Source organism: Nonomuraea sp. NPDC049421, assembly GCF_040677005.1.
GTDB lineage: Bacteria > Actinomycetota > Actinomycetes > Streptosporangiales > Streptosporangiaceae > Nonomuraea > Nonomuraea salmonea.
In genome coordinates, this window is the sequence record NZ_JBFAQA010000015.1 from 216,465 (window position 1) to 237,048 (window position 20,584).

At 70.8% G+C, this 20,584-nt stretch carries 22 protein-coding genes; 10 read left to right on the top strand and 12 right to left on the bottom strand.

The window, feature by feature from the left end; translation table 11 throughout:
* Nucleotides 1-119: 119 nt before the first annotated feature.
* On the top strand, nt 120-1,193 hold the full coding sequence (locus AB0K18_RS25935; protein ID WP_364918765.1) for a class I SAM-dependent methyltransferase: 1,074 nt from the start codon (nt 120-122) through the stop codon (nt 1,191-1,193).
* On the opposite strand, the gene AB0K18_RS25940 is transcribed toward AB0K18_RS25935, so the two are convergent.
* A complete protein-coding gene (locus AB0K18_RS25940; protein ID WP_364918767.1) occupies nt 1,183-2,586 on the bottom strand; it encodes an MFS transporter in 1,404 nt (467 codons plus the stop codon). The two genes, AB0K18_RS25935 and AB0K18_RS25940, sit on opposite strands and share 11 nt — an antisense overlap.
* An 83-nt stretch (nt 2,587-2,669) precedes the next feature.
* On the opposite strand from AB0K18_RS25940, the gene pgeF reads away from it, so the two are divergent.
* A complete protein-coding gene (gene pgeF, locus AB0K18_RS25945; protein ID WP_364918769.1) occupies nt 2,670-3,377 on the top strand; it encodes a peptidoglycan editing factor PgeF in 708 nt (235 codons plus the stop codon).
* 295 nt (nt 3,378-3,672) lie between these two features.
* Here the strand turns inward: pgeF and AB0K18_RS25950 are convergent, their stop codons facing one another.
* The 3 genes from AB0K18_RS25950 to AB0K18_RS25960 are packed head-to-tail and all read right to left on the bottom strand — an operon-like array spanning nt 3,673 to nt 6,050.
* Nucleotides 3,673-4,032, bottom strand: coding sequence for a hypothetical protein (locus tag AB0K18_RS25950; RefSeq protein ID WP_364918771.1), 360 nt, complete (start codon nt 4,030-4,032; stop codon nt 3,673-3,675).
* 25 nt (nt 4,033-4,057) lie between these two features.
* The gene (locus AB0K18_RS25955) at nt 4,058-5,332 is read right to left on the bottom strand and encodes an ATP-dependent DNA ligase (RefSeq protein ID WP_364918773.1); all 1,275 of its coding nucleotides are present in this window, start codon (nt 5,330-5,332) and stop codon (nt 4,058-4,060) included.
* Entirely contained in the window at nt 5,325-6,050 is a 726-nt protein-coding gene (locus AB0K18_RS25960) for a pyrimidine reductase family protein (RefSeq protein ID WP_364918775.1), read from the bottom strand. Before AB0K18_RS25960 ends, AB0K18_RS25955 begins: the two co-directional genes overlap by 8 nt.
* Before the next feature lie 136 nt (nt 6,051-6,186).
* Here AB0K18_RS25960 and AB0K18_RS25965 point away from each other — a divergent pair, with 136 nt between their 5' ends.
* The gene (locus tag AB0K18_RS25965) at nt 6,187-6,582 is read left to right on the top strand and encodes a hypothetical protein (RefSeq protein ID WP_364918778.1); all 396 of its coding nucleotides are present in this window, start codon (nt 6,187-6,189) and stop codon (nt 6,580-6,582) included.
* Between the two features lie 70 nt (nt 6,583-6,652).
* Here AB0K18_RS25965 and glgX read toward each other — a convergent pair whose 3' ends face one another.
* Both glgX and AB0K18_RS25975 read right to left on the bottom strand, forming a co-directional pair.
* The gene (gene glgX, locus AB0K18_RS25970) at nt 6,653-8,785 is read right to left on the bottom strand and encodes a glycogen debranching protein GlgX (RefSeq protein ID WP_364918780.1); all 2,133 of its coding nucleotides are present in this window, start codon (nt 8,783-8,785) and stop codon (nt 6,653-6,655) included.
* Nucleotides 8,786-8,862: 77 nt separating this feature from the next.
* Complete coding sequence (locus AB0K18_RS25975) at nt 8,863-9,288, bottom strand: OsmC family protein (RefSeq protein WP_364918782.1); 426 nt, start codon at nt 9,286-9,288, stop codon at nt 8,863-8,865.
* 206 nt (nt 9,289-9,494) lie between these two features.
* On the opposite strand from AB0K18_RS25975, the gene AB0K18_RS25980 reads away from it, so the two are divergent.
* From AB0K18_RS25980 to AB0K18_RS25995, 4 genes are all read left to right on the top strand, one after another.
* Nucleotides 9,495-10,052 carry a sigma-70 family RNA polymerase sigma factor gene (locus tag AB0K18_RS25980; protein WP_364918784.1) on the top strand — a complete coding sequence of 186 codons (558 nt, stop codon included), beginning with the start codon at nt 9,495-9,497 and terminating at the stop codon, nt 10,050-10,052.
* A 154-nt stretch (nt 10,053-10,206) separates the two neighbouring features.
* Nucleotides 10,207-11,097, top strand: a complete 891-nt coding sequence (locus AB0K18_RS25985; protein ID WP_364918786.1) for a maleylpyruvate isomerase family mycothiol-dependent enzyme — start codon at nt 10,207-10,209, stop codon at nt 11,095-11,097.
* Nucleotides 11,098-11,409: 312 nt separating this feature from the next.
* The gene (locus AB0K18_RS25990) at nt 11,410-11,991 is read left to right on the top strand and encodes a hypothetical protein (protein WP_364918789.1); all 582 of its coding nucleotides are present in this window, start codon (nt 11,410-11,412) and stop codon (nt 11,989-11,991) included.
* A gap of 198 nt (nt 11,992-12,189) precedes the next feature.
* Nucleotides 12,190-12,768 (top strand): HD domain-containing protein, encoded by a 579-nt coding sequence (locus AB0K18_RS25995; protein WP_355427713.1) that lies wholly within the window; start codon nt 12,190-12,192, stop codon nt 12,766-12,768.
* Nucleotides 12,769-12,911: 143 nt separating this feature from the next.
* On the opposite strand, the gene AB0K18_RS26000 is transcribed toward AB0K18_RS25995, so the two are convergent.
* Nucleotides 12,912-14,252 (bottom strand): ankyrin repeat domain-containing protein, encoded by a 1,341-nt coding sequence (locus AB0K18_RS26000; protein ID WP_364918792.1) that lies wholly within the window; start codon nt 14,250-14,252, stop codon nt 12,912-12,914.
* Nucleotides 14,253-14,435: 183 nt separating this feature from the next.
* Between AB0K18_RS26000 and AB0K18_RS26005 the strand changes: the two genes are divergently transcribed.
* Nucleotides 14,436-15,152 (top strand): DUF1707 domain-containing protein, encoded by a 717-nt coding sequence (locus AB0K18_RS26005; RefSeq protein WP_364918794.1) that lies wholly within the window; start codon nt 14,436-14,438, stop codon nt 15,150-15,152.
* Nucleotides 15,153-15,380: 228 nt separating this feature from the next.
* Here the strand turns inward: AB0K18_RS26005 and AB0K18_RS26010 are convergent, their stop codons facing one another.
* The 5 genes from AB0K18_RS26010 to AB0K18_RS26030 all read right to left on the bottom strand — a co-directional run bounded on the left by AB0K18_RS26010 (nt 15,381) and on the right by AB0K18_RS26030 (nt 19,235).
* A complete protein-coding gene (locus tag AB0K18_RS26010) occupies nt 15,381-16,115 on the bottom strand; it encodes a sirohydrochlorin chelatase (protein ID WP_364918797.1) in 735 nt (244 codons plus the stop codon).
* Nucleotides 16,116-16,138: 23 nt separating this feature from the next.
* Complete coding sequence (locus tag AB0K18_RS26015) at nt 16,139-16,867, bottom strand: phosphoadenylyl-sulfate reductase (protein ID WP_345387240.1); 729 nt, start codon at nt 16,865-16,867, stop codon at nt 16,139-16,141.
* 181 nt (nt 16,868-17,048) lie between these two features.
* The gene (locus AB0K18_RS26020; protein ID WP_364918800.1) at nt 17,049-18,737 is read right to left on the bottom strand and encodes a nitrite/sulfite reductase; all 1,689 of its coding nucleotides are present in this window, start codon (nt 18,735-18,737) and stop codon (nt 17,049-17,051) included.
* A gap of 109 nt (nt 18,738-18,846) precedes the next feature.
* Nucleotides 18,847-19,017 (bottom strand): putative leader peptide, encoded by a 171-nt coding sequence (locus tag AB0K18_RS26025; RefSeq protein WP_364918802.1) that lies wholly within the window; start codon nt 19,015-19,017, stop codon nt 18,847-18,849.
* Nucleotides 19,014-19,235: a hypothetical protein gene (locus AB0K18_RS26030; RefSeq protein ID WP_364918804.1), complete on the bottom strand. Its 222-nt coding sequence runs from the start codon at nt 19,233-19,235 to the stop codon at nt 19,014-19,016. Before AB0K18_RS26030 ends, AB0K18_RS26025 begins: the two co-directional genes overlap by 4 nt.
* 18 nt (nt 19,236-19,253) lie before the next feature.
* Between AB0K18_RS26030 and AB0K18_RS26035 the strand changes: the two genes are divergently transcribed.
* Together AB0K18_RS26035 and AB0K18_RS26040 are read left to right on the top strand one after the other, a co-directional pair.
* Nucleotides 19,254-20,015 (top strand): TIGR03084 family metal-binding protein, encoded by a 762-nt coding sequence (locus tag AB0K18_RS26035; RefSeq protein WP_364918806.1) that lies wholly within the window; start codon nt 19,254-19,256, stop codon nt 20,013-20,015.
* A 52-nt stretch (nt 20,016-20,067) separates the two neighbouring features.
* Entirely contained in the window at nt 20,068-20,442 is a 375-nt protein-coding gene (locus tag AB0K18_RS26040) for a YccF domain-containing protein (protein WP_364918808.1), read from the top strand.
* Nucleotides 20,443-20,584 lie beyond the last annotated feature (142 nt).

The window sequence follows — 20,584 nt, forward strand, 5'->3', positions numbered from 1 at the left end:
AGCATATGCTTGCTCAAGTACTCTGACCAGGGGCGGGAAAGATCACGTAAAGCGCCCGAAAGTGGACGCATAGTCGCGGTGACGCGGGGCACAACCGGTCGCGAGGGTGGGTGGTGGCGATGGTGAAGCGATGGCTCGGGCGGCTGGCGTACGGATCGCGCTATGACGACGTGCCGTGGGGGCAGCGGGTCTACGTACGGCCGGGGGAGCGGCTCGCCAGGGAGGCGCAGTGGCGCCTGCTCACCAGGCGCGCACCGATCGTGTCCCGGGCCGCGTACGAGCGGACGCGCTCCCTGGGCGAGATCGAGGAGTTCCTCGACTGCATGATGTGCGGCGAGTCACGCCAGCAGCCGCTGTTCGAGCCGAACGGCGGCAAGGGCTGGCGCTACCACGTCGTCCGCTGCCCGTCCTGCGGCTTCCTCTACCGCAACCCGAACGTCCGCCCCGAGCGCCTCGGCGACCTGTACGCCACCGGCTACAGCAACTTCCTGACCGGCAAGTACGCCGCCAACCGGCAGCGCCGCTACGAGCTGACGATGCGGGCGTTCTCCCCGGTCTTCGACGAGGGCAAGGAACGCCGCCTGCTCGACTTCGGCTCCGGTGTCGGCCTCTTCCTGGAGCTGGCCGAGCAGCGCGGCTTCGACGCGTGCGGCGTGGACCTGTCGCCCGAGTCGGTCGCGCAGGCCAACGAGCGGCTCAGCCGGGCCCGCACGTTCTTCGGCGCCCCGCAGGACGTGCCCGAGATCGCCGCCGGCGGCTTCGACGTCATCACGCTGTGGTCGGTGCTCGCCCACCTGCCCCGGCCGCTGGACGACTTCCGGCAGTTCAGGAGCCTGCTGGGGCCGGGCGGCGTGCTGCTGATCCTCACCGTGAACGCCAACTCGCTGCTGCTCAAGGCGTACGGGTCGCAGTGGAGCGGCTTCACCAAGAACCATCTGATGTTCTACTCGCCGCGGACCGTGCGCACGCTGCTGCGGCGTACCGGCTTCGCGGGCGTCGCGTTCGCCCCGCACTACGGTGACACGATCGAGGCCGGCACCACCAGGCTGCCCGCCGGCCTGGTCACCCGGCTGCGCAGGAACGTGCGGCTCAGCGACGGCGGCAACATGATGCGGGTGCTCGCCTTCGCCGACGAGGAGGCCATCGGCCGGTACGGCGGCGGCCCGCTCACCGTGCACCGCCTCACGTCGTAGCCGCCGCCATGGCGGCGCGCGCCCGCTCACGGGTGAGCGGGGTGAGCAGCAGGCCCACCGCGACGGCGGCGGCGCAGGCGAGCACGCACACGACGAACCCGTCCCGCAGTCCCTGCGCGGTGCCGAGCAGCGGACCGAACGTGGCCACGCCCACGGCCCCGCCGACCTGCCGCGCGGTGTTGAACGCGGCCGAGGCGGCCCCGTGCAGCTCGGGCCCGACGGTGGCGATCGCCTGCGAGGTCATGGACGGCACCAGCAGCCCCGAGCCGAACCCGGCGGGCACCAGCGCGAGCACCAGTGGCCACAGCTCCTCCGCCGTGCCCGCCCACGCCACCAGCAGGAACGTCCCGGCCAGCAGCGCCTGCGCCGCGCCCACCACGGCGGGCCGCCCGAACCGCCGCGTCAGCCGGGCCGCACACAGGTTGGCGACCGCGATGAGCCCGGTCAGCGGCAGGAACAGCAGCCCGCTGCTCAGCGCTCCCAGCCCGCGCCCTTGCTGGAGCATCAGGCTCATCGCGAACAGCAGCCCGTAGAAGGCGAGATTGAACAGCGCCCCCTGCGCCGCCGTCACGACGAACACCCGATCCCGGTAGAGCGCCGTCGGCACCACCGGCATGCGCCTGGCCCGGCCGGCCGGCGCCCGGCTGGTGTCGGTGGCGCGGGTGGCCAGGACGAAACCGGCGAGTCCGGCCACCCCGAGCACCATGGCGGTGACGACCGGCGTGCTCGGCAGGCCCTGGACGGGAGCCTCGATGAGGGTGAAGACCAGGCCGCCGATCAGCAGGGTCGCGGTGACCAGGCCGGCGACGTCGAGACGACGCTCGCCGCGCGCGACGGCCGGCATCGACCGCACGCTCCAGATCACCGCGGGAACCCCGATGAGCACGTTGACGCCGAACACGGTATGCCAGTCCGCGACCGCCACGAGCGCGCCGCCCAGCAGCGGCCCCGCCGCCATCCCGACGCCGCCGGCCGCGGACCACCAGCCGACCAGCCGGTGCCGGGCGTGCTCGTCATTTGCCGCCGCGGTGGCGAGGACGAGCGCGCTGGGCAGCAGCAGCGCCGCCCCCACGCCCTGCACCAGCCGCGCACCGTTGAGCACCGCCATCGTGGGCGCCGCCGCGCACGCCGCCGACGAGACCGTGAACACCAGCAGCCCCGCCACGAAGGCCCGCCTCGCGCCGAGAGTGTCAGTGATCGCGCCCGCGCCCAGCATCACCGCCGCGAACGCGAGCGTGTAGGCGTTGACGGCCCACTCCAGCTCGGCGCGCGAGGCGCCGAGGTGGGAGGCGAGCTGGGCGAGGGTGAGGTGCACGATCGTCCCGTCCACGAAGACCATGAAGGACGCGACCAGCGCCAGTACGATGACACCTCGACGATGTTCGATAGCCATGGAACAACTGTAGGAGCTGTTCTATCGTCATCGAACATCAGGGTGCCCGCTGAAGGTGGCGGGCGTCGCCTAAGATCGGGGGCATGCAGCTCGCCCCCGGCGTCCACGTGGCCATCACCGACCGCGACGGCGGCGTCGGCGCCCCGCCCTACGGTTCGCGCAACCTCGGCGGCATGGTCGGTGACGACCCGGCGACCGTCCGCGCCAACCGCGCGGGCCTGGTGACCGAGCTGGGGGTGCGGGCGGTGGTCTTCATGCGCCAGGTGCACAGCGCCGAGGTGGCGTACGTGAGCGAGCCGTACGGCGACGACCCGCCGCCGCTCGACGGCGTGTTCACCACCGAGCCCCGGCTGGCGCTGGCGTCGCTGGGCGCCGACTGCCCGGCCGTGCTGGTGGCCGACCCGGTGGCCCGCATGGTCGGCGCCGCCCACTCCGGCCGCCCCGGCACCGAGGCCGGCATCGCCACCGCCCTGGTGACGGCGATGGCGGCCAAGGGCGCCGTGCCGAGCAGGATGGTCGCGCTGATCGGCCCCGGCGCCTGCGGCCGCTGCTACGAGGTCCCCGCCGCCCTCCGCGCCCAGGTGGCCGAAAAGGTCCCCGCCACCTGGTCCACCACGTCCTGGGACACCCCCGCCCTGGACCTGCGCGCCGGCATCGAGTCACAGCTGAGAACAGCAGGCGTCCCCGACATCCACCACGACGCCCGCTGCACGATCGAGTCGGCAGAGCTCTACTCCCACCGCCGCGACCAGCCAACGGGCCGCTTCGCCGGCCTCATCTGGCTGACCTGACATCCGACCGCGTGGAGCCGGGTCTCACGACCACCCCAAGCCGGCCCTCACCCGACTCACCAGCGGCTCAAGCTGGCGGCCTCGCCGAACCCCACGGGCACTTCGTCGCAACCCTCGTAGGACCCCCGCCGACGCCGCCGCAGACCCCCCACCGCCGGCCCCCCCCACCGCCGGCCCCGCACCGCCGGCCCCGCACCGGCCTTCCCGCCGGACCCCCCATCTGCACCCCCGATGTGACCCCCGCAGACCCCCCACCGCCGGCCCCCAGGGCCACTGTCACGGTGGTGGGTGGGGGTTAGTCCTTCTTGTCTTTGGAGGAGTTGGAGCCGTTGAAGATGGAGTTGACGGCGATGATGCCGATCCACACCGCCAGGATCGGCCAGAACCGGCCATCTCCGAGCACCATGAACACGACGGTCGACACGGTGCCAAGGGCCACCGACACGATGGCGAGGGCGAGGCGTTGGCCGTCGGGCGGCCCCTCGCGGGCCACCTGGCGGCCTTTGGGCGTGACCTGGCTCAGCCGCTCGTCCACCCGCCGGTCGATCTCCTGGCCCATCTTGTCGAGGAACGAGTCCACGACGGCGTCTTCGTAGTCGGGCCCTAGATCACGGCGTGCGGACACGGCGGCCCTGAGCTCATCCCCTGTCGTCATATGACGAGATATATCGGGACAACGACTATCGGGCAAGGATATCGTCGAGGTTGTAATGCACGGGACGTTCGAGCTGCTCGTACGTGCACGACTCAGGAGTGCGGTCGGGCCGCCACCGACGGAACTGCGCGGTGTGCCGGAACCGGTCGCCTTCCATCTGGTCGTAGGCCACCTCCACCACCAGCTCAGGCCATAGCGGGATGAACGACAGGTCCTTCTTGGCGTTCCACCGCGACACCGCGCCGGGCACCCGCTGCCCGCCCCTGGACGGCCCGGCCGCCGGCTGGCCGACGTTGGTCGCCGCCTGCTCGGCCCAGTGGCCCCAGGGGTGCTCGCTCAGCTCGGCGATGTACGGCTTGACCTCCTCGACCAGCTCGGCCCTTCGCTTCATCGGGAACGACGCCGCCACCCCCACGTGGTGCAGCCGCCCGTCGTCACCGTAGAGGCCGAGCAGCAGCGACCCGACGATCGGCCCCGACTTGTGCTCGCGGTAGCCGCACACCACGACGTCGGCCGTGCGCTCGTGCTTGACCTTGAACATCGTGCGCTTGTCGGGCACGTAAGGCTGGTCGCCCGGCTTGACGATGATGCCGTCGAGCCCGGCGCCCTCGAACATCTCGAACCACTCGCCCGCCTGCCCCTGGTCGGTGGTGACCGGGGTGAGCCTGATGGAGCCGCCCTTCTCGGGGAACAGCGTCTCTAGCCGCGCCCGCCGCTGCGCGAACGGCACCTCCATGAGCGACTCGTCGCCCAGCGCCAGCAGGTCGAACGCGACGAACTGGGCAGGCGTCTGCTCGGACAGCATCGTCACCCGCGACTTGGCCGGATGGATGCGCTGCTGGAGCGCGTCGAAGTCGAGCTGGCTGCCCATGGGCAGCACGATCTCGCCGTCGATGACGACCTTGTCGGGCAGCTCGGCCCGCGCCGCCTCGACCAGCTCGGGGAAGTAGCGCGTGAACGGCCGCTCGTTGCGGCTGCCCAGATAGACCTCGTCACCGTCGCGGAAGATGATGCACCGGAAACCGTCCCACTTCGGCTCGTAGAACAGCGTGCCGTCCTGCTTCGGCATGGCCTTGACCGGCTTGGCCAGCATCGGCGGAACCGGCGGCCGCACCGGCAGATTGGGCACCGGCTGCGGCTCCTCCTCAGCCACCGGCCCCGCGGCGGGCTCCGTGGCGGGCTCCGTGGCGGGCTCCGTGGCGGGCTCCGTGGCGGGCTCCCCGCCGGGCTCCGCGGCCGGATCAGTCGCCGGCGAAGTGGCCGCCGAAGCGGTCGGCCCCGTGGTCGGGTCGTCAGTCATTGCTCTGCTCCCTCGTGTACTTGCAGAAGAGCACCCCGTCCTCCTCCAGTACGTGGCCCAGCCGCAGCCCGACCTGTGCGGGCGTGCCGTTCTGGATGCGGGCGGCACCGCCCCCGACCAGCAGCGGGCTGATTGTCAGGCACAGCTCGTCGACCTGCCCGCACGCCGAGAGCTGGGCGTTGATGCGCGGCCCGCCCTCGCACAGCACCCGGGTCAGCCCCCGCCCGTGCAGCGCGGCCACGGCGAGAGGCAGGTCGACGCCGTCGTCACCGGCCACCACGAGGTCGGCGTATTTGGCCGCCAGCCTGCGCCGCTCCTGGGGCGCGGACTCGCAGGTGATGACGATGGTCCTGCTCGGCGCGTCGGTGAACAGCTCGCCGTCGAGGTCGAGCGCCAGGCTGCGGGTGACGACCGCGATGGGCGGCACCTCGGGCCTGCCCTCGCGGATCTCGGCCCAGGAGTCGCGCGGCGGGACCGGGCCGTAGCCCTCTTTGCGCACGGTGGCGGCGCCCGCGAGGATCACGTCGGCCAGCCCGCGCAGCGTCTGGAAGACACGCCGGTCACCCTTGCTGGACAGCGGCCCCGAGCGCCCGTTGAGCCAGGCGGCGCCGTCGACGCTGGCGACCATGTTGAGCCGCAGCCACGGCCGGTCCTCGGGGTAGGCGTACGCCTGAACGATGTCCGGGTTGTCCTGAATGTCGGGATAGATGCGCCGCACTCCTCTACCTTGGCACAGCGCACCGACAATCGGTCCCGCCCTGGTTTCGGGACGGATAGTACTTTCGCGTAACGGCGGACTTCTTACCGTTTCTTTGCTTAACGTGACGATAGGGATAACAGGGAGAGGGGCCGCCGTGAGCCTGGCCACCGCCGTGGCGTGGACGATCGCCGCAGCCGCCGGCGTCTACCTGCTGTCGTTCTGGCTCACCGGCGCCAAGCGCCCGACCAAGATCACCCGGTTTCCCGCCGCCCTCGTCGTCTCGCACCCGGCCCTGGCCGTGACGGCGCTGCTCTGCTGGGCGGGCGGGCTGATCACCGGCAACCGGGTGCTGGCCTGGGCGGCGTTCGCCGGCCTCGCCGCCGCCGCGCTGCTCGGCTTCGTGATGTTCACCCGCTGGCTCGGCACCGGCCGCCACGCCACCACCGCCGCGCGCGGCTTCCCCGCGCTCGCCGTCACCCTGCACGGCCTGGCCGGCGTCACCGCGTTCACGCTCGTCTTCCTGAGCGCGAGCGCCGCCCGGCTCTTCTGACACGGCTCAGGGCTGACGCGGTTCAGGGCTGACACGGTCAGGGCTGACACGGCTCAAGGGCTGAGGCGGCTCAGGGTGTTCTGGCGTCCTGGCGGGGCAGGCGCAGCACCTGCAGCGAGCGGGCCGTGACCGCGACGAGGTCGCCGGCCGACCAGCGCTCGTCGGCGTACGCGTCCTCGATCGTGTCATGGTTGGTGTCGAGCACCGGCAGCCAGCCGCTGCCGAACTCCTCGCCGGGCAGCGTGAACGACATGTTCTCGTGGTGGGCGTTGATGAGCAGCAGGAACGAGTCGTCCACGATGCGCTCGCCCCTGGGGCCGGGCTCGGTGATGGCGTCGCCGTTCAGATAGACCATGAGCGACTTGGCGTAGCTGATGTGCCAGTCGCCGGCCGTCATCTCGCGCCCGCCCGGCGTCAGCCACACGAGGTCGCGCCGGCCGTCGTCGGGGTGACGGCCGTGGAAGAAGCGCCGCCGCTGGAAGACGGGGTGCTCGCGGCGCAGCTTCGACAGCGCGCGGACGAACTCCAGCAGGTCGGACTCGGTGTGCACGGTGGACCAGTCGATCCAGGCCAGCTCGTTGTCCTGGCAGTAGGCGTTGTTGTTGCCCCGCTGGGTGCGCCCGATCTCGTCGCCGTGGGACAGCATCGGCACGCCCTGCGACAGGAACAGCGTGGCGAGGAAGTTGCGGCGCTGGCGGCGGCGCAGGGTCACGATGTGGGGGTCCTCGACCGGGCCCTCGGCGCCGCAGTTCCAGGAGCGGTTGTCGTTGGTGCCGTCGCGGTTGTCCTCGCCGTTGGCCTCGTTGTGCTTGTGGTCGTAGGAGACGAGGTCGGCGAGGGTGAAGCCGTCGTGGCAGGTGACGAAATTGATGGAGGCGACGGGACGGCGGCCGGACGACTCGTAGAGGTCGGCGGAGCCGGTCAGCCGGGACGCGAACTCAGGAAGGGCGGAATGGGTGCCCCTCCAGAAATCTCGTACGATATCGCGGTATTTCCCGTTCCATTCCGTCCACAAAGGCGGGAAATTTCCGACCTGATACCCGCCGGGCCCCACGTCCCACGGCTCCGCGATCAGCTTGACCTGAGAGATCACCGGATCCTGCTGGATGAGGTCGAAGAACGCGCTCAGCCGGTCGACGTCGTGCAGTTCCCTGGCCAGCGCCGAGGCCAGGTCGAAGCGGAACCCGTCGACGTGCATCTCCAGCACCCAGTAGCGCAGGGAGTCCATGATGAGCTGCAACGCGTGCGGCGAGCGCACGTTGAGCGAGTTGCCGCAGCCGGTGTAGTCGAGGTAGTAGCGCCGGTCGCCGTCGTGCAGGCGGTAGTAGGCGGCGTTGTCGATGCCCCTGAACCCGAGCGTCGGACCCATGTGGTCGCCCTCGGCGGTGTGGTTGTAGACCACGTCGAGGATGACCTCGATGCCCGCCTCGTGCAGCGCCCGCACCATGGCCTTGAACTCCAGCACCTGCTGCCCCCGCGTGCCCGCGCTGGAGTAGCCGCCGTGCGGGGCGAGGTAGGCCATGGTGTTGTAGCCCCAGTAGTTGGTCAGCCCGCGGGCGACCAGGAAGTGCTCGGGGACGTAGTGGTGCACCGGCATCAGCTCGACCGCCGTCACCCCGAGCGACAGCAGATGCTCGATGATCGCCGGATGCCCGACCCCCGCGTACGTGCCCCGCAGGTCGGGCGGCACGTCGGGGTGGCGCATCGTGAGCCCGCGCACGTGGGCCTCGTAGATCACGGTCTCGTGGTACGGGATGCGCGGCGGCCGGTCGTTGCCCCACTCGAAGAACGGGTTGATCACCACGTTCTTCGGCATGTAGGGGGCGCTGTCCTCGGTGTTGCGCCGGCTCGGGTCGGTGAAGTAGTAGGGGAACAGCGCCTGGTTCCAGGTCAGCTCGCCGTCGATGGCCTTGGCGTAGGGGTCGAGCAGCAGCTTGGCCGGGTTGCACCGGTGGCCCTGCGGCGGGTCGTAGGGCCCGTGCACGCGATAGCCGTATCGCTGTCCCGGTTGGATGCCCGGCAGATAGCCATGCCAGACGAAGCCGTCGACCTCGGGCAGATCGACGCGCTCCTCGGAGTCGTCATCGTGAAAAAGGCACAGCTCGACCCGCTCGGCGACCTCGGAGAACACCGCAAAGCTGGTGCCAACGCCGTCCCAGGTGCCGCCGAGTGGATAGGGCTCGCCCGGCCAGACCTCGCGCATGTGACCCGATTGTCGCACGCGAAAGCGGTCTTGGTCGCGCAATGGTCCGATCGCTGTTCGGTAAGGGCGTTCGCTCGTCAGAGCAGCTCGGCCTTGAGCGTGATCGTCGTGCCCGCCAGCGCCTTGCTGACCGGGCAGTTGGCCTTCGCGTCCTCGGCCGCCTGCTGGAACTGCTCCGCGCTGATGCCGGGCACGCGGCCCCGGACGGTCAGCACGATGCCGGTGATGCCCTCGCCCGGCTGGAACGTCACGTCGGCGCTGGTGGTCAGCGACTCGGGCGGGGTGCCGGCGCCGGCCAGGCCGTGGGAGAGCGCCATGGAGAAGCAGGAGGAGTGGGCGGCGGCGATGAGCTCCTCGGGGGAGGTCTTGCCGTTGGCGGACTCGGCCCTGGACGGCCAGGAGACCTCGAACGTGCCGACGCCCGAGGTGTCGAGGGAGACGGTGCCCGAGCCGTCGAGCAGGGCGCCTTTCCACTGGGTCGTCGCGGTGCGGGTGGTGGCCATGCGTGGTCCCTCCGTGTTCGCTCCGTGTGAGCTGTGTGAGCTTTTTTGTGCGCTTTGTGTGCGCTTCGTCGCTTTCTGAAGACGACACTATCGCGGCGCGAAAGAGTCTCGCGGTGCGGGTCATCCCGCTCTACATTTGCCGCGAATAATGACATGCTCGGGTCGCGGCGCCTGTGCCGCCTTGGTCCGGATTACACGGGAGTGTGGTGCCAGTGGAGGCACCGTACGACGACCGTCTGCTGCACCAGCGGGTGGTCGGCGGCGATGAGTCCGCGCTGGGGGAGGTCTACGATCGGCTCTCCTCGCTGATCTTCGGTCTCTCCCTGCGGGTCACCAGGGACCGGGTGATCGCCGAGGACATCACGCAGGAGGTGTTCCTGGTCTTCTGGGAGCGGCCGCTGGCCTACGACCCCGACCGCGGCACACTGCGCGCCTGGCTGGCCACCATCGCCCACCGCAGGGCGGTGGACCACGTGCGCGCGGAGGAACGCAGGCGGGTGTCGGTGCTCGGGCCCCGGCTGTTCGAACGGGAGCCGGCCCGCCTGGAGGACACCGTGCTGGCCGCCGACGAGGCCGACCGGGTGCGCAGGGCGGTGACGTCCCTGCCCGAGGCGTTACGCCAGGCCGTCGAGCTGGCGTACTTCGGCGGGCGCACCTACCGGCAGGTCGGCGAGGAGCTCGGCGTCCCCGAGGGCACCGCCAAGTCCCGCATCCGCCAGGCGTTACGCCGCCTGGCGGACGCGCTGGCCGAGGAAGAAGTCTGATGAGCGCCGGGTCCCCGCACGGATCGGGCGCGAGCGGAGGAGATCTGATGAACGTCCGGTCGCCCCACGGATCGGGCGGACATGGAGCAAGCGTGCCGGAGCCAGGGCCGCCGCACACGGACCTGACCGCCGCGTACGCGCAGGAAGAGGTGTGATGGACCCCGTCGAGCGTCTCTATCTGGACGCGATGATGGAGGACCCGGCGGTGCCGGCCCACTCGTTGCGGCCCCAGCTCCTCGCCGGGGCCCGCGCGCGGCGCCGCCCCGCGCCCCCCACCGCCGGCTGGGCGCGGCCGTACGCGGCCCGCGTGGCCGCCATGGACGCCCTGCTGGCCTGCGCCGTGGACGACGACTGGTCGCGCGTCATCGTCGAGGGCTGGACGCTGCAGGAGCTCGTGGCCCACCTGGCGGCCAAGGACGGCCTGGTGGCGGCCTCCGTGGGCGCTCCGGTGCTGGGCCCGCCGATCGAGGCGGCCGACTCGCTGGGGCGTACGCACGACGTCCAGGCGTACGAGCGGGCCCGCAGCCCTGAGCAGACGCGGCGGGACTGGCGGGCGCAGGCCGACGCGCTCTGCCGGCACCTGGCCGAGCTGCCGCCGTCCACCCCCGCCACGCTCGACGGCATGGAGATCGCGGTCAGAGATCACATCCTGGCCAGGGGCCTGGAGACGTGGATCCACACGGCCGACGCCGCGCGGACGGCGCGGGTGCGCCTGCCTGACCCCGTCCCCGAGCACATCCATCCGACGGCCGACCTGTGCGCGCGCCTGCTGCCGTGGACGATGCTGCTGTCGGGGCTGGACGGCTCCGGCCGCACGCTGCTGCTGACGCTGACGGGCCCCGGCGGCGGCGAGTGGCGGGTCGCGCTGGGTGTGGAGGACGCCGGGCCGGGGGAGCCCGACGCGCACATCACGGCGAACGTCGTGGCGTTCTGCTTCCTGCTGGGCGGCCGGGGCGATCCCGCCGACTTCCCCGCCGACCTGGAGGGCGACCTGTCCTTGGCCAGGGACGTGCTCACCACCGCCCCCGCTCTTTCCGGCCCTTAACCCCGCGAAATCGGACTAATTCCGCACGTCTCACTTATCCGTTATAGGAAAAGGCGCGGAGCGTGCGTCTTTTACCGTACGGGCGCCCGGGAAGGGCGCAGCGGTCTCCCAAAATTCTGGTACAACGACCCCTTCGCCGGAACCTTAAGGATTTGACGGGTTGTTTGGATCAGTACGGGTAAACGGGATTCTGTGCGCGGGTACGTCTGCCCTTGTCCGAGTACTCCGAGAAATGGGGGCTCGGATTTCGGGTCGTTCTACCCAGGGCGGTAATAGATGCACGTTCATTTCGATAAGCCACATAGGCCAGCGGTGCGCCGGCGTATCGCTGGCCTTGCGCTCGCCGCCACCGCGGCCGGCGTGGTGCTCCTTCCCGTCGGCCAGGGGATCGCCGGCGCGAGCGCAGGCGCGCCCGCCGTCCCCACCGCCGTCGCCTACACCTCCGGCGAGAAGCCGGTGCTGGGGTGCGGTCACCGCCGCTGCGGCCCGTACTGGTGGGGCCGCCGCTGGTGGGGCGGGCACCACCATCACCACCACCACGACTTCCACGACGAGCACCACTTCCGTGGCCACCGCCACCACGACGACAGGCGCCACGAGCCCATTCGCGAGGTGCTGCCCGAGCAGGAGGAGCCGGAGGTCGAGGAGCCGGAAGAGCCGGAAGAGCCCGAGCAGCCGCCCAACCAGCCGCCGAACCAGCCGCCGAACCGGCCACCGCACAAGCACCAGAAGCCGCACAAGCCATATAAGCCGTACAAGCCGGTCAAGGAGCGGCCCATCAAGTTCAAGCCACGCTACGACGACCGCGGCGGCGAGTGGGCGCCGTGGGACAGCTGGCGCAACGGCCTGAAGAGCGACTACGGCAACGACTGGCGCGCCTCCGACTGGGACTGACGGCGCACCGGCCACCGGGCTGACCACCGGGCTGATCACCGGGCTGATCACCGGGGCCGACGCAGGAACCGGGGCCGACGCAGGAACCGGGGAGCGGCGACGTAGGCTTGCCAATCCTCGACCAGGTCGCCGGGGGACACCGTGACCGCTGGTCACGGCGTCCCCCGGACGGCAGCACGAGACGAGAGGGGGTCTCCCATGACGGGTGACGACACGACCGGTCTGGCCGACCTGATGTACGAGTTCGGGCTGCTCAAACGCTACAAGCGGACCGGCTGGCTGGTGGCGGGCGTACGCGATCCCGAGAGCATCGCCGAGCACTCGTTCCGCGCGGCCGTGCTCGCCGCCGTGATCGCCAGGCTCGAAGGGGCGAACCCCGAGCGGGCCGCCTTCATGAGCCTCTTCCACGACACGCAGGAAACTCGCATCACCGACATCCCGTACGTCGGCAAGCTCTACCTCAAGCCGGCCCCCAACGAGGAGGTCACCGCCGACCAGGTGCGCCACGTGCCCGCCGAGGTGGCCGGCATGCTGCGCGACGCCGTGGGCGAGTACGAGGAGAAGGCCAGCCTCGAAGCCGTCTGCGCGCGTGACGCCGACAAGCTGGAGTGCCTCATCCAGGCCGTGGAGTACCGCGAGCAGGGACACCAGAACGTGCAGGGGTGGATCGACAGCTCGCTCGCGGCCATCACCACGACGACGGGCAAGCGCCTGGCGGAGGAGGCGCTGAGCACGGGCACCCTGGACTGGGTGACCCGCGTGCTCAACGGCGGCTGACAGGTCCGGCCGCGTCTCCTGCCTGAACAACGGCCGACCACCCGGGCGACACCCCAGGTGCGGTTCCCGCCCCGCCCAGGGGCCAGGGCGGTCCTGTACGGGCCCGGGCGGGCCCGGGCGGGGCTGTGCGGTTCTGTGCGGGCTCAGGCGGGCTGGGAGACGAGGTCCCTGGCGTACTCGTCGTCGCTCTCCGCCAGCACCCGCTGAGTGCCCTGGGCGGCCCGCTCGTCGCCGCGCACGGCCAGCCCGCGCGTGGCCTCGGCCACCGTACGCAGGTCGGAGTCGGTCAGCCGGGCCGCCAGCGCCTCCCTGATCTGCGGCGTGTCGGCCGACAGCCCCGCGAGCCCGGCGGTCGCCCAGTCGCGGATCTCGGAGTCGTCGTCCTCGCTCATCGAGATGAGCAGCGCCAGCCCCTCCTCGTGGTCGGGCGGCAGCACGTCGGCCAGAGCGATGGGGTCGGTGATCGTGCGCTTGTGATCGGGACGCCCGATGACGTCCAGCACGTACGGCAGCGCCCGCGGGTCGCCCTGGTGGCCGAGCGCGGCCAGCACCGAGCGCAGCACCTGCGGGTTGCCCTCGGTCGTGACCATCTTCTCCAGCAGCGGCAGGGTCCTTTCGAGGTACGGCTTGTCGCCGTCGGAGAACCCGAACTGCGCGATGGCGTCCACGCCGAACTCGCGCTCCCTGGCGTCCTCGCTCACGCACAGCCTGGCCAGCGCCTCGTAGGTGTCGTCGTCGGCCCGCTTGCCCAGCGTGTCGGCCACGATCCACCAGGTCTCGGCGTCCTCGTCGACGTCGCGGTGCGCCAGCGCCCGCGCCACCAGCTGATCCACCGGCGTCTCGACGCCCGCCGCGTCCTCCAGCAGGGTCGCGATGGCCGCGTGGCCGCGCTGGGCCTGCACCTGCTCGCTCTCGGCGCCGTCGGCCGAACGGCCCGCCACGGTGACCAGTTCGGTGCCGTCCTTGGCGTAGTGGCGGGCGACGACGTATTCCCAGCCCTCCTGCTCCACCTGGTCGAGCAGCGCGCTCTCCAGGTGCACGCCGACCCAGTCGAGGGCGATCTCCAGCGGGGTGTCGCCGTCGCCGTCGTACTTCTGGTGGTCGGCGCCCGCCTCCAGCAGCACCTGCACGACGCCCAGCGCGCCGCGCCTGACGGCCAGGGTGAGCGGGGTGTCGCCGTCGTCGTTGGTGACGTCGACCTCGGCGCCTGCCTCGATCAGCACCCTGGCGACGCTGGCGTGGCCGTTGGCGGCGGCCCAGAGCAGCGCCGTCCAGCCGCCCGCCTCCCTAGCGCCGACCTCGGCGCCGGCCGCCAGCAGCGCGCCGGCCACCTCGGTGCGGTCCCAGGCGGCGGCCGCGCACAGCGGCAGGCCCGCGTCCTCGCCCTCGCTGGGCCTGTTGGGATCGGCGCCACTGGCGAGCAGCTTGCCGACGGTCTCGGTCTCGCCGTTCAACGCCGCGCGGTAGAGCTGTTCCTCATGCATGACAGGGACCCTAGCCTGGTCCGGCCGCGCCCCGGACCAGACCGGGGTCCGTGTCATCGCGTGATACGTGCCCCGCCCATGGACCGGTTCACTTCTCATCCGAAATGTGCATGTTTCGGGGTATCAAGGTATTCCTCCGCAGGGAGGAGGAGCATCGAGGGCAAGACGCGATATGTTGCGAGTATGACTGATCCCGGTGAGCTCCGCGCGTCCGATGCCGAGCGCGAGGCCGTCGTCGAGCAGCTACGCGTCGCCTCGGTCGAGGGGCGTCTCACCCTCGCGGAGCTGACGGACCGTACCGAAGCCGCCTATACGGCCACCACGCACGCCGAGCTGGCCCTGCTCACCCAGGACCTGCCGTCGGGCGCCGCCGCGCCCGCGCCCGCGCCCGTGCAGCCCCAAGGCAGGAAGCGGCGCTGGTTCGTGGCCGTCATGGGCGACTCCAAGCGGCACGGCACCTGGCGCATCGACCAGGAGCTCGGCGCGGTCGCGGTGATGGGCGACGTCGTGCTCGACCTGCGCGAGGCCGAGGTGCGGACCGACAAGGTCGAGATCATGGCCGTCGCGGTGATGGGCGACGTGAAGATCATCGTCCCCGACGGCGTGAGCGTGGACCTCGACGGCATGGCCATCATGGGCGACAAGAAGGTCAAGGTCGACCAGGCGTTGTCCGGGGCGAACGTCCCCGTGGTGCGCGTGCAGGCGTACGCCGTGATGGGCGACGTCAAGGTGGTCGGCGACTCGCAGGCCAAGCCGCTCAGGCGCGGCTTCTCGGCCTGGCGCGAGCACTGGCGCCAGCTCCACGGCGAGGACTGGCGCGAGCTGAGCCGCCAGGTCCGCGCCGAGGGCCGCGAACTCCGCCGCCAACTCCGCGACGACAACCGCCACCCCGGCTACTGACCCCCGCCCTTGTCACTTTCCGGAGCTAGGTGGCCGGCGTCCTTTGGGTGGGAGGGGTGGCCTCCGCCAAAGGCCCCTGTCCCGGCCGCCTTCCGGCTGTAGAGGGAGCGTGCGGCCGTGGGGATTGGCGTCCCCATGGGGAGGGGCGGCCCCTGCTCGGGCCACCTTTCGGTCGTAGGGGGTGTGCGGTCGTGGGGTTGGCGTTCCCTATAAGGGTGGCCTCGAAGGTCAGACGGCTAGGGCGGTTGGTTGGGTCAAGGCGGTTTTGTAGCGTTCGAGGAGGATCTCGACCAGTTCTGGGGCTGGGCCAAGGACGTCGGCTACCGCGTCGGCGCCGGCCTCCAGGCTTTCGTGGCGGACCTTGTCGGCGAAGAAGCCGGGAGCAAGCAGGTACGGGGCCACGACCACGCGCGGGGCGCCGGCCCGTCTGAGGGCGGTCACCGCCTGCGCCGGCGTGGGGCGCGCCGCGGAGGCGTAAGCGGGTGTCACGGTCCACCAGCCGGACCGCCGCCACACCCGCGCCGTCTCCGCCACCACGGCGTTGGCCCTGGCGTCGCTGGAGCCGGCCGACACCAGCACCACCGCCGTCCCGGGGTCGCCCGCCGGCACGCCCGCCTCGCCGAGCCGCCGCTCCAGCGCGGACAGCAGCAGCGGATGCGGGCCCAGCGTGCTCCCGTAGCTGACCCGCAGCAGCGGATCGCGCGCCCGGGCCTCGTTGAGCGCCGCGGGCAGGTCGACCCGGCTGTGGTACGCCTCGGTGAGCAGCAGCGGCAGCACCACGGCCGCCCGCAGCCCGCCGAGCGCCTGCCCGAGCGAGGGCGCGCAGTGATCGAGGTACGCCACCCGCACGTCCAGCGGCACCTGGTCGAGCAACGCGGCCACGGTGGCGGCGGCGCGCGGGTCACGAGACCCGTGGGCCACCGCCACCAGTGGCACGCGGCCGGGGGCCGCCCCGCCTGCCAACGGGACGGGTCCCCCGCTGGGGATCACAGGTGAATGCCGCATTCGACCTTCCCCAGGCCCGCCCAGCGTCCGCTGCGCGGATCCTCTCCCTCCGCGACCTGCCGCGTGCACGGCGCGCAGCCGATCGAGGGGTAGTTGTCGTAGTGCAACGGGTTGATCAGCACCCCGTTGTCGGCGATGTAGTTGTCGACGTCCTCCTGCGTCCAGGCGGCGATCGGGTTGACCTTCACCATCTGCCGCTTGGCGTCCCACTCCACGACCTTGGTGCCGGTCCTGCTGGGCGACTCGTCGCGGCGGATGCCGGAGATCCACGCGAGGTACGGCTCGAGCGCCCGGTTGAGCGGCTCGACCTTGCGCAGGTAGCAGCACAGGTCGGGGTTGCGGCCGAACAGCCGCGGCCCGAGGTCGCGGTCCTGCTCCTCGACCGTGCGCGACGGCTTGATGTCGATCACGTTGACGTCGTAGACCTGGCGCACCGCGTCGCGGGTGCCGATGGTCTCGGCGAAGTGGTAGCCGGTGTCGATGAACAGGACGTCGACGCCGGGCTTGACCCTGCTCACCAGGTCGATGAGCAGCGCGTCGCTCATCGAGGAGGTCAGGCACAGCCGGTCGCCGAACGTCGCGGCCGCCCACCGGATGATCTCCCGCGCGGGGGCGCCTTCGAGGAACTTGGCGGCGGACTCGACGATGTCCTGCAGGTCGAGCACGCCGCGCTGATCTCTCAGCCCCACCTCGATGTCGACGAGCGTCATATCTTCACTCCGATCCCCAGGAATTTGAGCTTGAAGGCACGAGCGCAGGCGCGGCAGTACCAGCCGCCGCCCGTTCCCGCCCCGGACGCCCCGCGCTCGCCCGCGTGAGATTCGGCGGGCTCATAGGGCTCGAGGTCCTCGTCACCGCAGTAGGGGCAGTGGAAGGGAACCGCTCGTTCGGTCATTTCAGGTCGGCCTCGTCTGCTCGCTGGACCCAGTCGGCGAACGACTCGCCTTCCTTCTTCTGGCTGTCGTAGTTGGACACGACGCGTGTCACGTAGTCGGGCAGTGCCTTGGCGGTGGTCTTGAGCCCGCGTACCTTCCTGCCGAAGCCCGCGTTGACGCCGAGCGAGCCGCCCAGGTGGATCTGGAAGCCCTCGACCTGGTCGCCGTTCTCGTCCACGACGAGCTGGCCCTTCAGGCCGATGTCGGCGACCTGGATGCGGGCGCAGGAGTTGGGGCAGCCGTTGACGTTGATGGTCAGCGGCTGGTCGAAGTCGGGCAGGCGCCGTTCCAGCTCGTCGATCAGGTCCATCGCGGTGGCCTTGGTCTCGACGATGGCGAGCTTGCAGTATTCGATGCCGGTGCAGGCCATCGTCTGGCGGCGGAACGTGGACGGGTTGACCTGCAGGTCGTTGGCCTCCAGCTCGGCCACGACGGACTCGACCCGTTCGGGCGCGACGTCGAGGATGACCATCTTCTGCTCGACGGTGGTGCGCACCCGGTCGGAGCCGTGCCGCTCGGCGATGTCGGCGATGACCCGCAGCTTGTCGCCGTCGACCCGGCCCACCTTGGGCGCGAAGCCGACGTAGAAGTTGCCGTCCTTCTGCGGGAAGACGCCGACGTGGTCACGCCGGCTGCCGCGCGGCTGCTCGGGCGCGGGCCCGTCGGGCAGCGCCTCCTTGAGGTACTCGGTCTCCAGGATCTCCCTGAACTTCTCCGGCCCCCAGTCGTTGACCAGGAACTTGATCCTGGCCCTGTGGCGCAGCCGCCGGTAGCCGTAGTCGCGGAAGATGCCGACGACGCCCTCGTGCACGTCGGCCACCTTCTCGGGGCTGACGAACACGCCGAGCCGCTTGCCCAGCATCGGGTTGGTGGACAGCCCGCCGCCGACCCACAGGTCGTAGCCGGCCTCGCCGCGCTCGTTGACCACGCCGACGAACGCCACGTCGTTGATCTCGTGCACGGTGCAGTGGGCCGGGCAGCCGCTGAGCGCGGTCTTGAACTTGCGCGGCAGGTTGGAGTAGGCCGGGTTGCCGACGACCCGGTCGTAGATCTCCTTGATCTGGTCGCTGGCGTCGAGCACCTCGTCGGAGTCGATGCCCGCCAGCGGACAGCCCATGATCACGCGCGGGGTGTCGCCGCACGCCTCGGTGGTGGACAGGCCGACGGCCTCCAGCCGCTCCCAGATGTCGGGCACCGACTCGATCTCCACCCAGTGCAGCTGGATGTTCTGGCGGTCGGTGATGTCGGCGGTGCCGCGGGCGTACTCGTTGGCGATGTCGGCGATCGTACGCAGCTGGGCCAGGTCGAGCTGGCCGCCGTCGATGCGCACCCGGAGCATGAAGTAGCGGTCGTCCAGCTCCTCCGGGTCCAGGATGGCGGTCTTGCCGCCGTCGATGCCGGGCTTGCGCTGGGTGTAAAGGCCGTACCAGCGCATGCGTCCGCGCAGGTCGGCCGGGTCGATCGAGTCGAAGCCCCGCTTGGAGTAGATGTCGATGATCCGCTGCCGGACGTTGAGCCCGTCGTCGTTCTTCTTGTTCTCTTCGTTCTTGTTGAGCGGCTCACGGTAACCGAGGGCCCACTGGCCTTCGCCGCGCGGGCGTTTGTGGTGCCGGCTGGCAGGAGTGCGGCTGGCAGGGGTGCTCATTGCGCGTCCTTCTGATCATGGGCGCGCGCAACGTTCCTCCTGCCTCGTCGGCGAGGGCAGGGCTGGAGAGGAGAAGTGCGACGCGCTCAGCGGAAAAAACAGATGTCGGTTAGCGGGCGTCGCAACAGATGGCACTGCGGACACGCTGGAGGTCGACGTGGCGTCGACCGACGAGCATGGGGTCCGCTGGCATGGTTCGAGAGTACTCTCGCTGTCCGAGATGTCCAAGACGGGGTCCAGAGTGTGGGATAGTGTCCCCTCGTCCCCCGAGTCGTCTCATCCCTGCCGCTGCCAGTTGACGGCCGGCTCAGAAGCGCTCTCGCCGAGCTCCCCGGTGGGCTCCCCGGTGGGCTCCCCGGTGAGCTCCCCGGTGAGCTCCCCGGTGAGCTCCTCAGTCGCGTCCTGATCAGGGCGGGACATGACCCGATGCTGGCAGTCGCACCAGGAGCCGCCCCGGCAGTCGCCGTGGCGCTTGTCCTTGCAGCTGTCACAGATCACGCTTGCATTATGGACCTCATGGCCGAGCTGATCGGTGACCTGCGTGCCGAGACCGACGCGCTGCGCGCGCTGCTGCCCTCCCCTGACGACGCGGAGTGGGAGCGGCCCACCCCCGCCGAGGGGTGGGCGGTGCGCGACCAGGTGAGCCACCTGGCGTGGTTCGACGACGCGGCCGTGCTGGCCGCCACCGATCCCGGCGCCTTCGCCGCGCTGTCGGCGGGCGCCGGTTCGGTGGACGACCTCGCCGCCGAGTCGCGGGGCATGCCGCCCGCCGAGCTGCTGGCCTGGTTCGACGCGGCCAGGGGGCGGTCGCTAGAGGTGTTCGCGGGGCTGGGGGCGCGCGAGCGGGTGCCGTGGTTCGGGCCGCCGATGTCGGCCGCCTCGTTCGTCACCGCCCGCCTGATGGAGACGTGGGCGCACGGCCAGGACGTCGCCGACGCGCTGGGCGTCGTCAGGGAGCCGACCGACCGGCTGCGGCACGTCGCCATGCTGGGCTTCCGCGCCAGGCCGTTCAGCTTCGCCGTCCGCGGCCTGCCCGTGCCGGACGAGCCCGTACGCGTGGAGCTGGCGATGCCCGGCGGCGGCGCCTGGACGGCGGGCCCCGAGGACGCGCCCTCGTCCGTACGCGGGACCCTGCTCGGCTTCTGCCTGGCCGTCACCCAGCGCGCCCACCTGTCCGACACCGGCCTGGAACTGGCCGGCGAGCCCGCGCGGGCCTGGATGGAGATCGCCCAGGCGTTCGCCGGACCCCCGGGAAAGGGCCGCGCGCCCAGGGGATGAGTCAGGGTCATTCCGGATACGCGCCCGGCATGATCGATGACATCCTGTGAGCATGCGCACAATCTTGAACGTCATCTGGCTGGTGTTCGCGGGTTTCTGGCTGGCACTCGGTTATGTCGCGGCCGGGATCATCTGCTGCATCCTCATCGTCACGATCCCGTTCGGCATCGCCTCGTTCAGGATCGCCGCGTACGCGCTGTGGCCGTTCGGCAGGACGGTCGTGCGCGACCCGGACGCGGGCGCGTTCTCGGCCATCGGCAACGTCATCTGGCTCATCTTCGCCGGCATCTGGCTGGCCATCGGTCACGTGGTGACGTCGATCCCGCTGTTCATCTCCATCATCGGCATCCCGATGGGCGTCGCGAACATCAAGCTCATCCCGGTCTCCCTCCTCCCGCTGGGGGCGCGCATCGTCGACAACGACTAGATCGTTGATGTGAAATTCGCTGATCGTCTGCGGGCACAGCGAAGGGCGTCCAAGATCGGTTTGTGAAGACTGAGCTGGACGCCCTTCTGACGGCACTCTATGTCTATCTGGACGATCATGTGATGCCTTCGCCGGCACAGCC

Bases quoted from the DNA above. Each gene is read 5' to 3' on its own strand.
- AB0K18_RS25935 (WP_364918765.1), top strand. From the start codon at position 120: ATGGTGAAGCGATGGCTCGGGCGGCTGGCGTACGGATCGCGCTATGAC.
- AB0K18_RS25940 (WP_364918767.1), bottom strand. From the start codon at position 2,586: ATGGCTATCGAACATCGTCGAGGTGTCATCGTACTGGCGCTGGTCGCG.
- pgeF (WP_364918769.1), top strand. From the start codon at position 2,670: ATGCAGCTCGCCCCCGGCGTCCACGTGGCCATCACCGACCGCGACGGC.
- AB0K18_RS25950 (WP_364918771.1), bottom strand. From the start codon at position 4,032: ATGACGACAGGGGATGAGCTCAGGGCCGCCGTGTCCGCACGCCGTGAT.
- AB0K18_RS25955 (WP_364918773.1), bottom strand. From the start codon at position 5,332: ATGACTGACGACCCGACCACGGGGCCGACCGCTTCGGCGGCCACTTCG.
- glgX (WP_364918780.1), bottom strand. From the start codon at position 8,785: ATGCGCGAGGTCTGGCCGGGCGAGCCCTATCCACTCGGCGGCACCTGG.
- AB0K18_RS25975 (WP_364918782.1), bottom strand. From the start codon at position 9,288: ATGGCCACCACCCGCACCGCGACGACCCAGTGGAAAGGCGCCCTGCTC.
- AB0K18_RS25985 (WP_364918786.1), top strand. From the start codon at position 10,207: ATGGACCCCGTCGAGCGTCTCTATCTGGACGCGATGATGGAGGACCCG.
- AB0K18_RS25995 (WP_355427713.1), top strand. From the start codon at position 12,190: ATGACGGGTGACGACACGACCGGTCTGGCCGACCTGATGTACGAGTTC.
- AB0K18_RS26000 (WP_364918792.1), bottom strand. From the start codon at position 14,252: ATGCATGAGGAACAGCTCTACCGCGCGGCGTTGAACGGCGAGACCGAG.
- AB0K18_RS26005 (WP_364918794.1), top strand. From the start codon at position 14,436: ATGACTGATCCCGGTGAGCTCCGCGCGTCCGATGCCGAGCGCGAGGCC.
- AB0K18_RS26015 (WP_345387240.1), bottom strand. From the start codon at position 16,867: ATGACGCTCGTCGACATCGAGGTGGGGCTGAGAGATCAGCGCGGCGTG.
- AB0K18_RS26020 (WP_364918800.1), bottom strand. From the start codon at position 18,737: ATGAGCACCCCTGCCAGCCGCACTCCTGCCAGCCGGCACCACAAACGC.
- AB0K18_RS26025 (WP_364918802.1), bottom strand. From the start codon at position 19,017: ATGAGACGACTCGGGGGACGAGGGGACACTATCCCACACTCTGGACCC.
- AB0K18_RS26035 (WP_364918806.1), top strand. From the start codon at position 19,254: ATGGCCGAGCTGATCGGTGACCTGCGTGCCGAGACCGACGCGCTGCGC.
- AB0K18_RS26040 (WP_364918808.1), top strand. From the start codon at position 20,068: ATGCGCACAATCTTGAACGTCATCTGGCTGGTGTTCGCGGGTTTCTGG.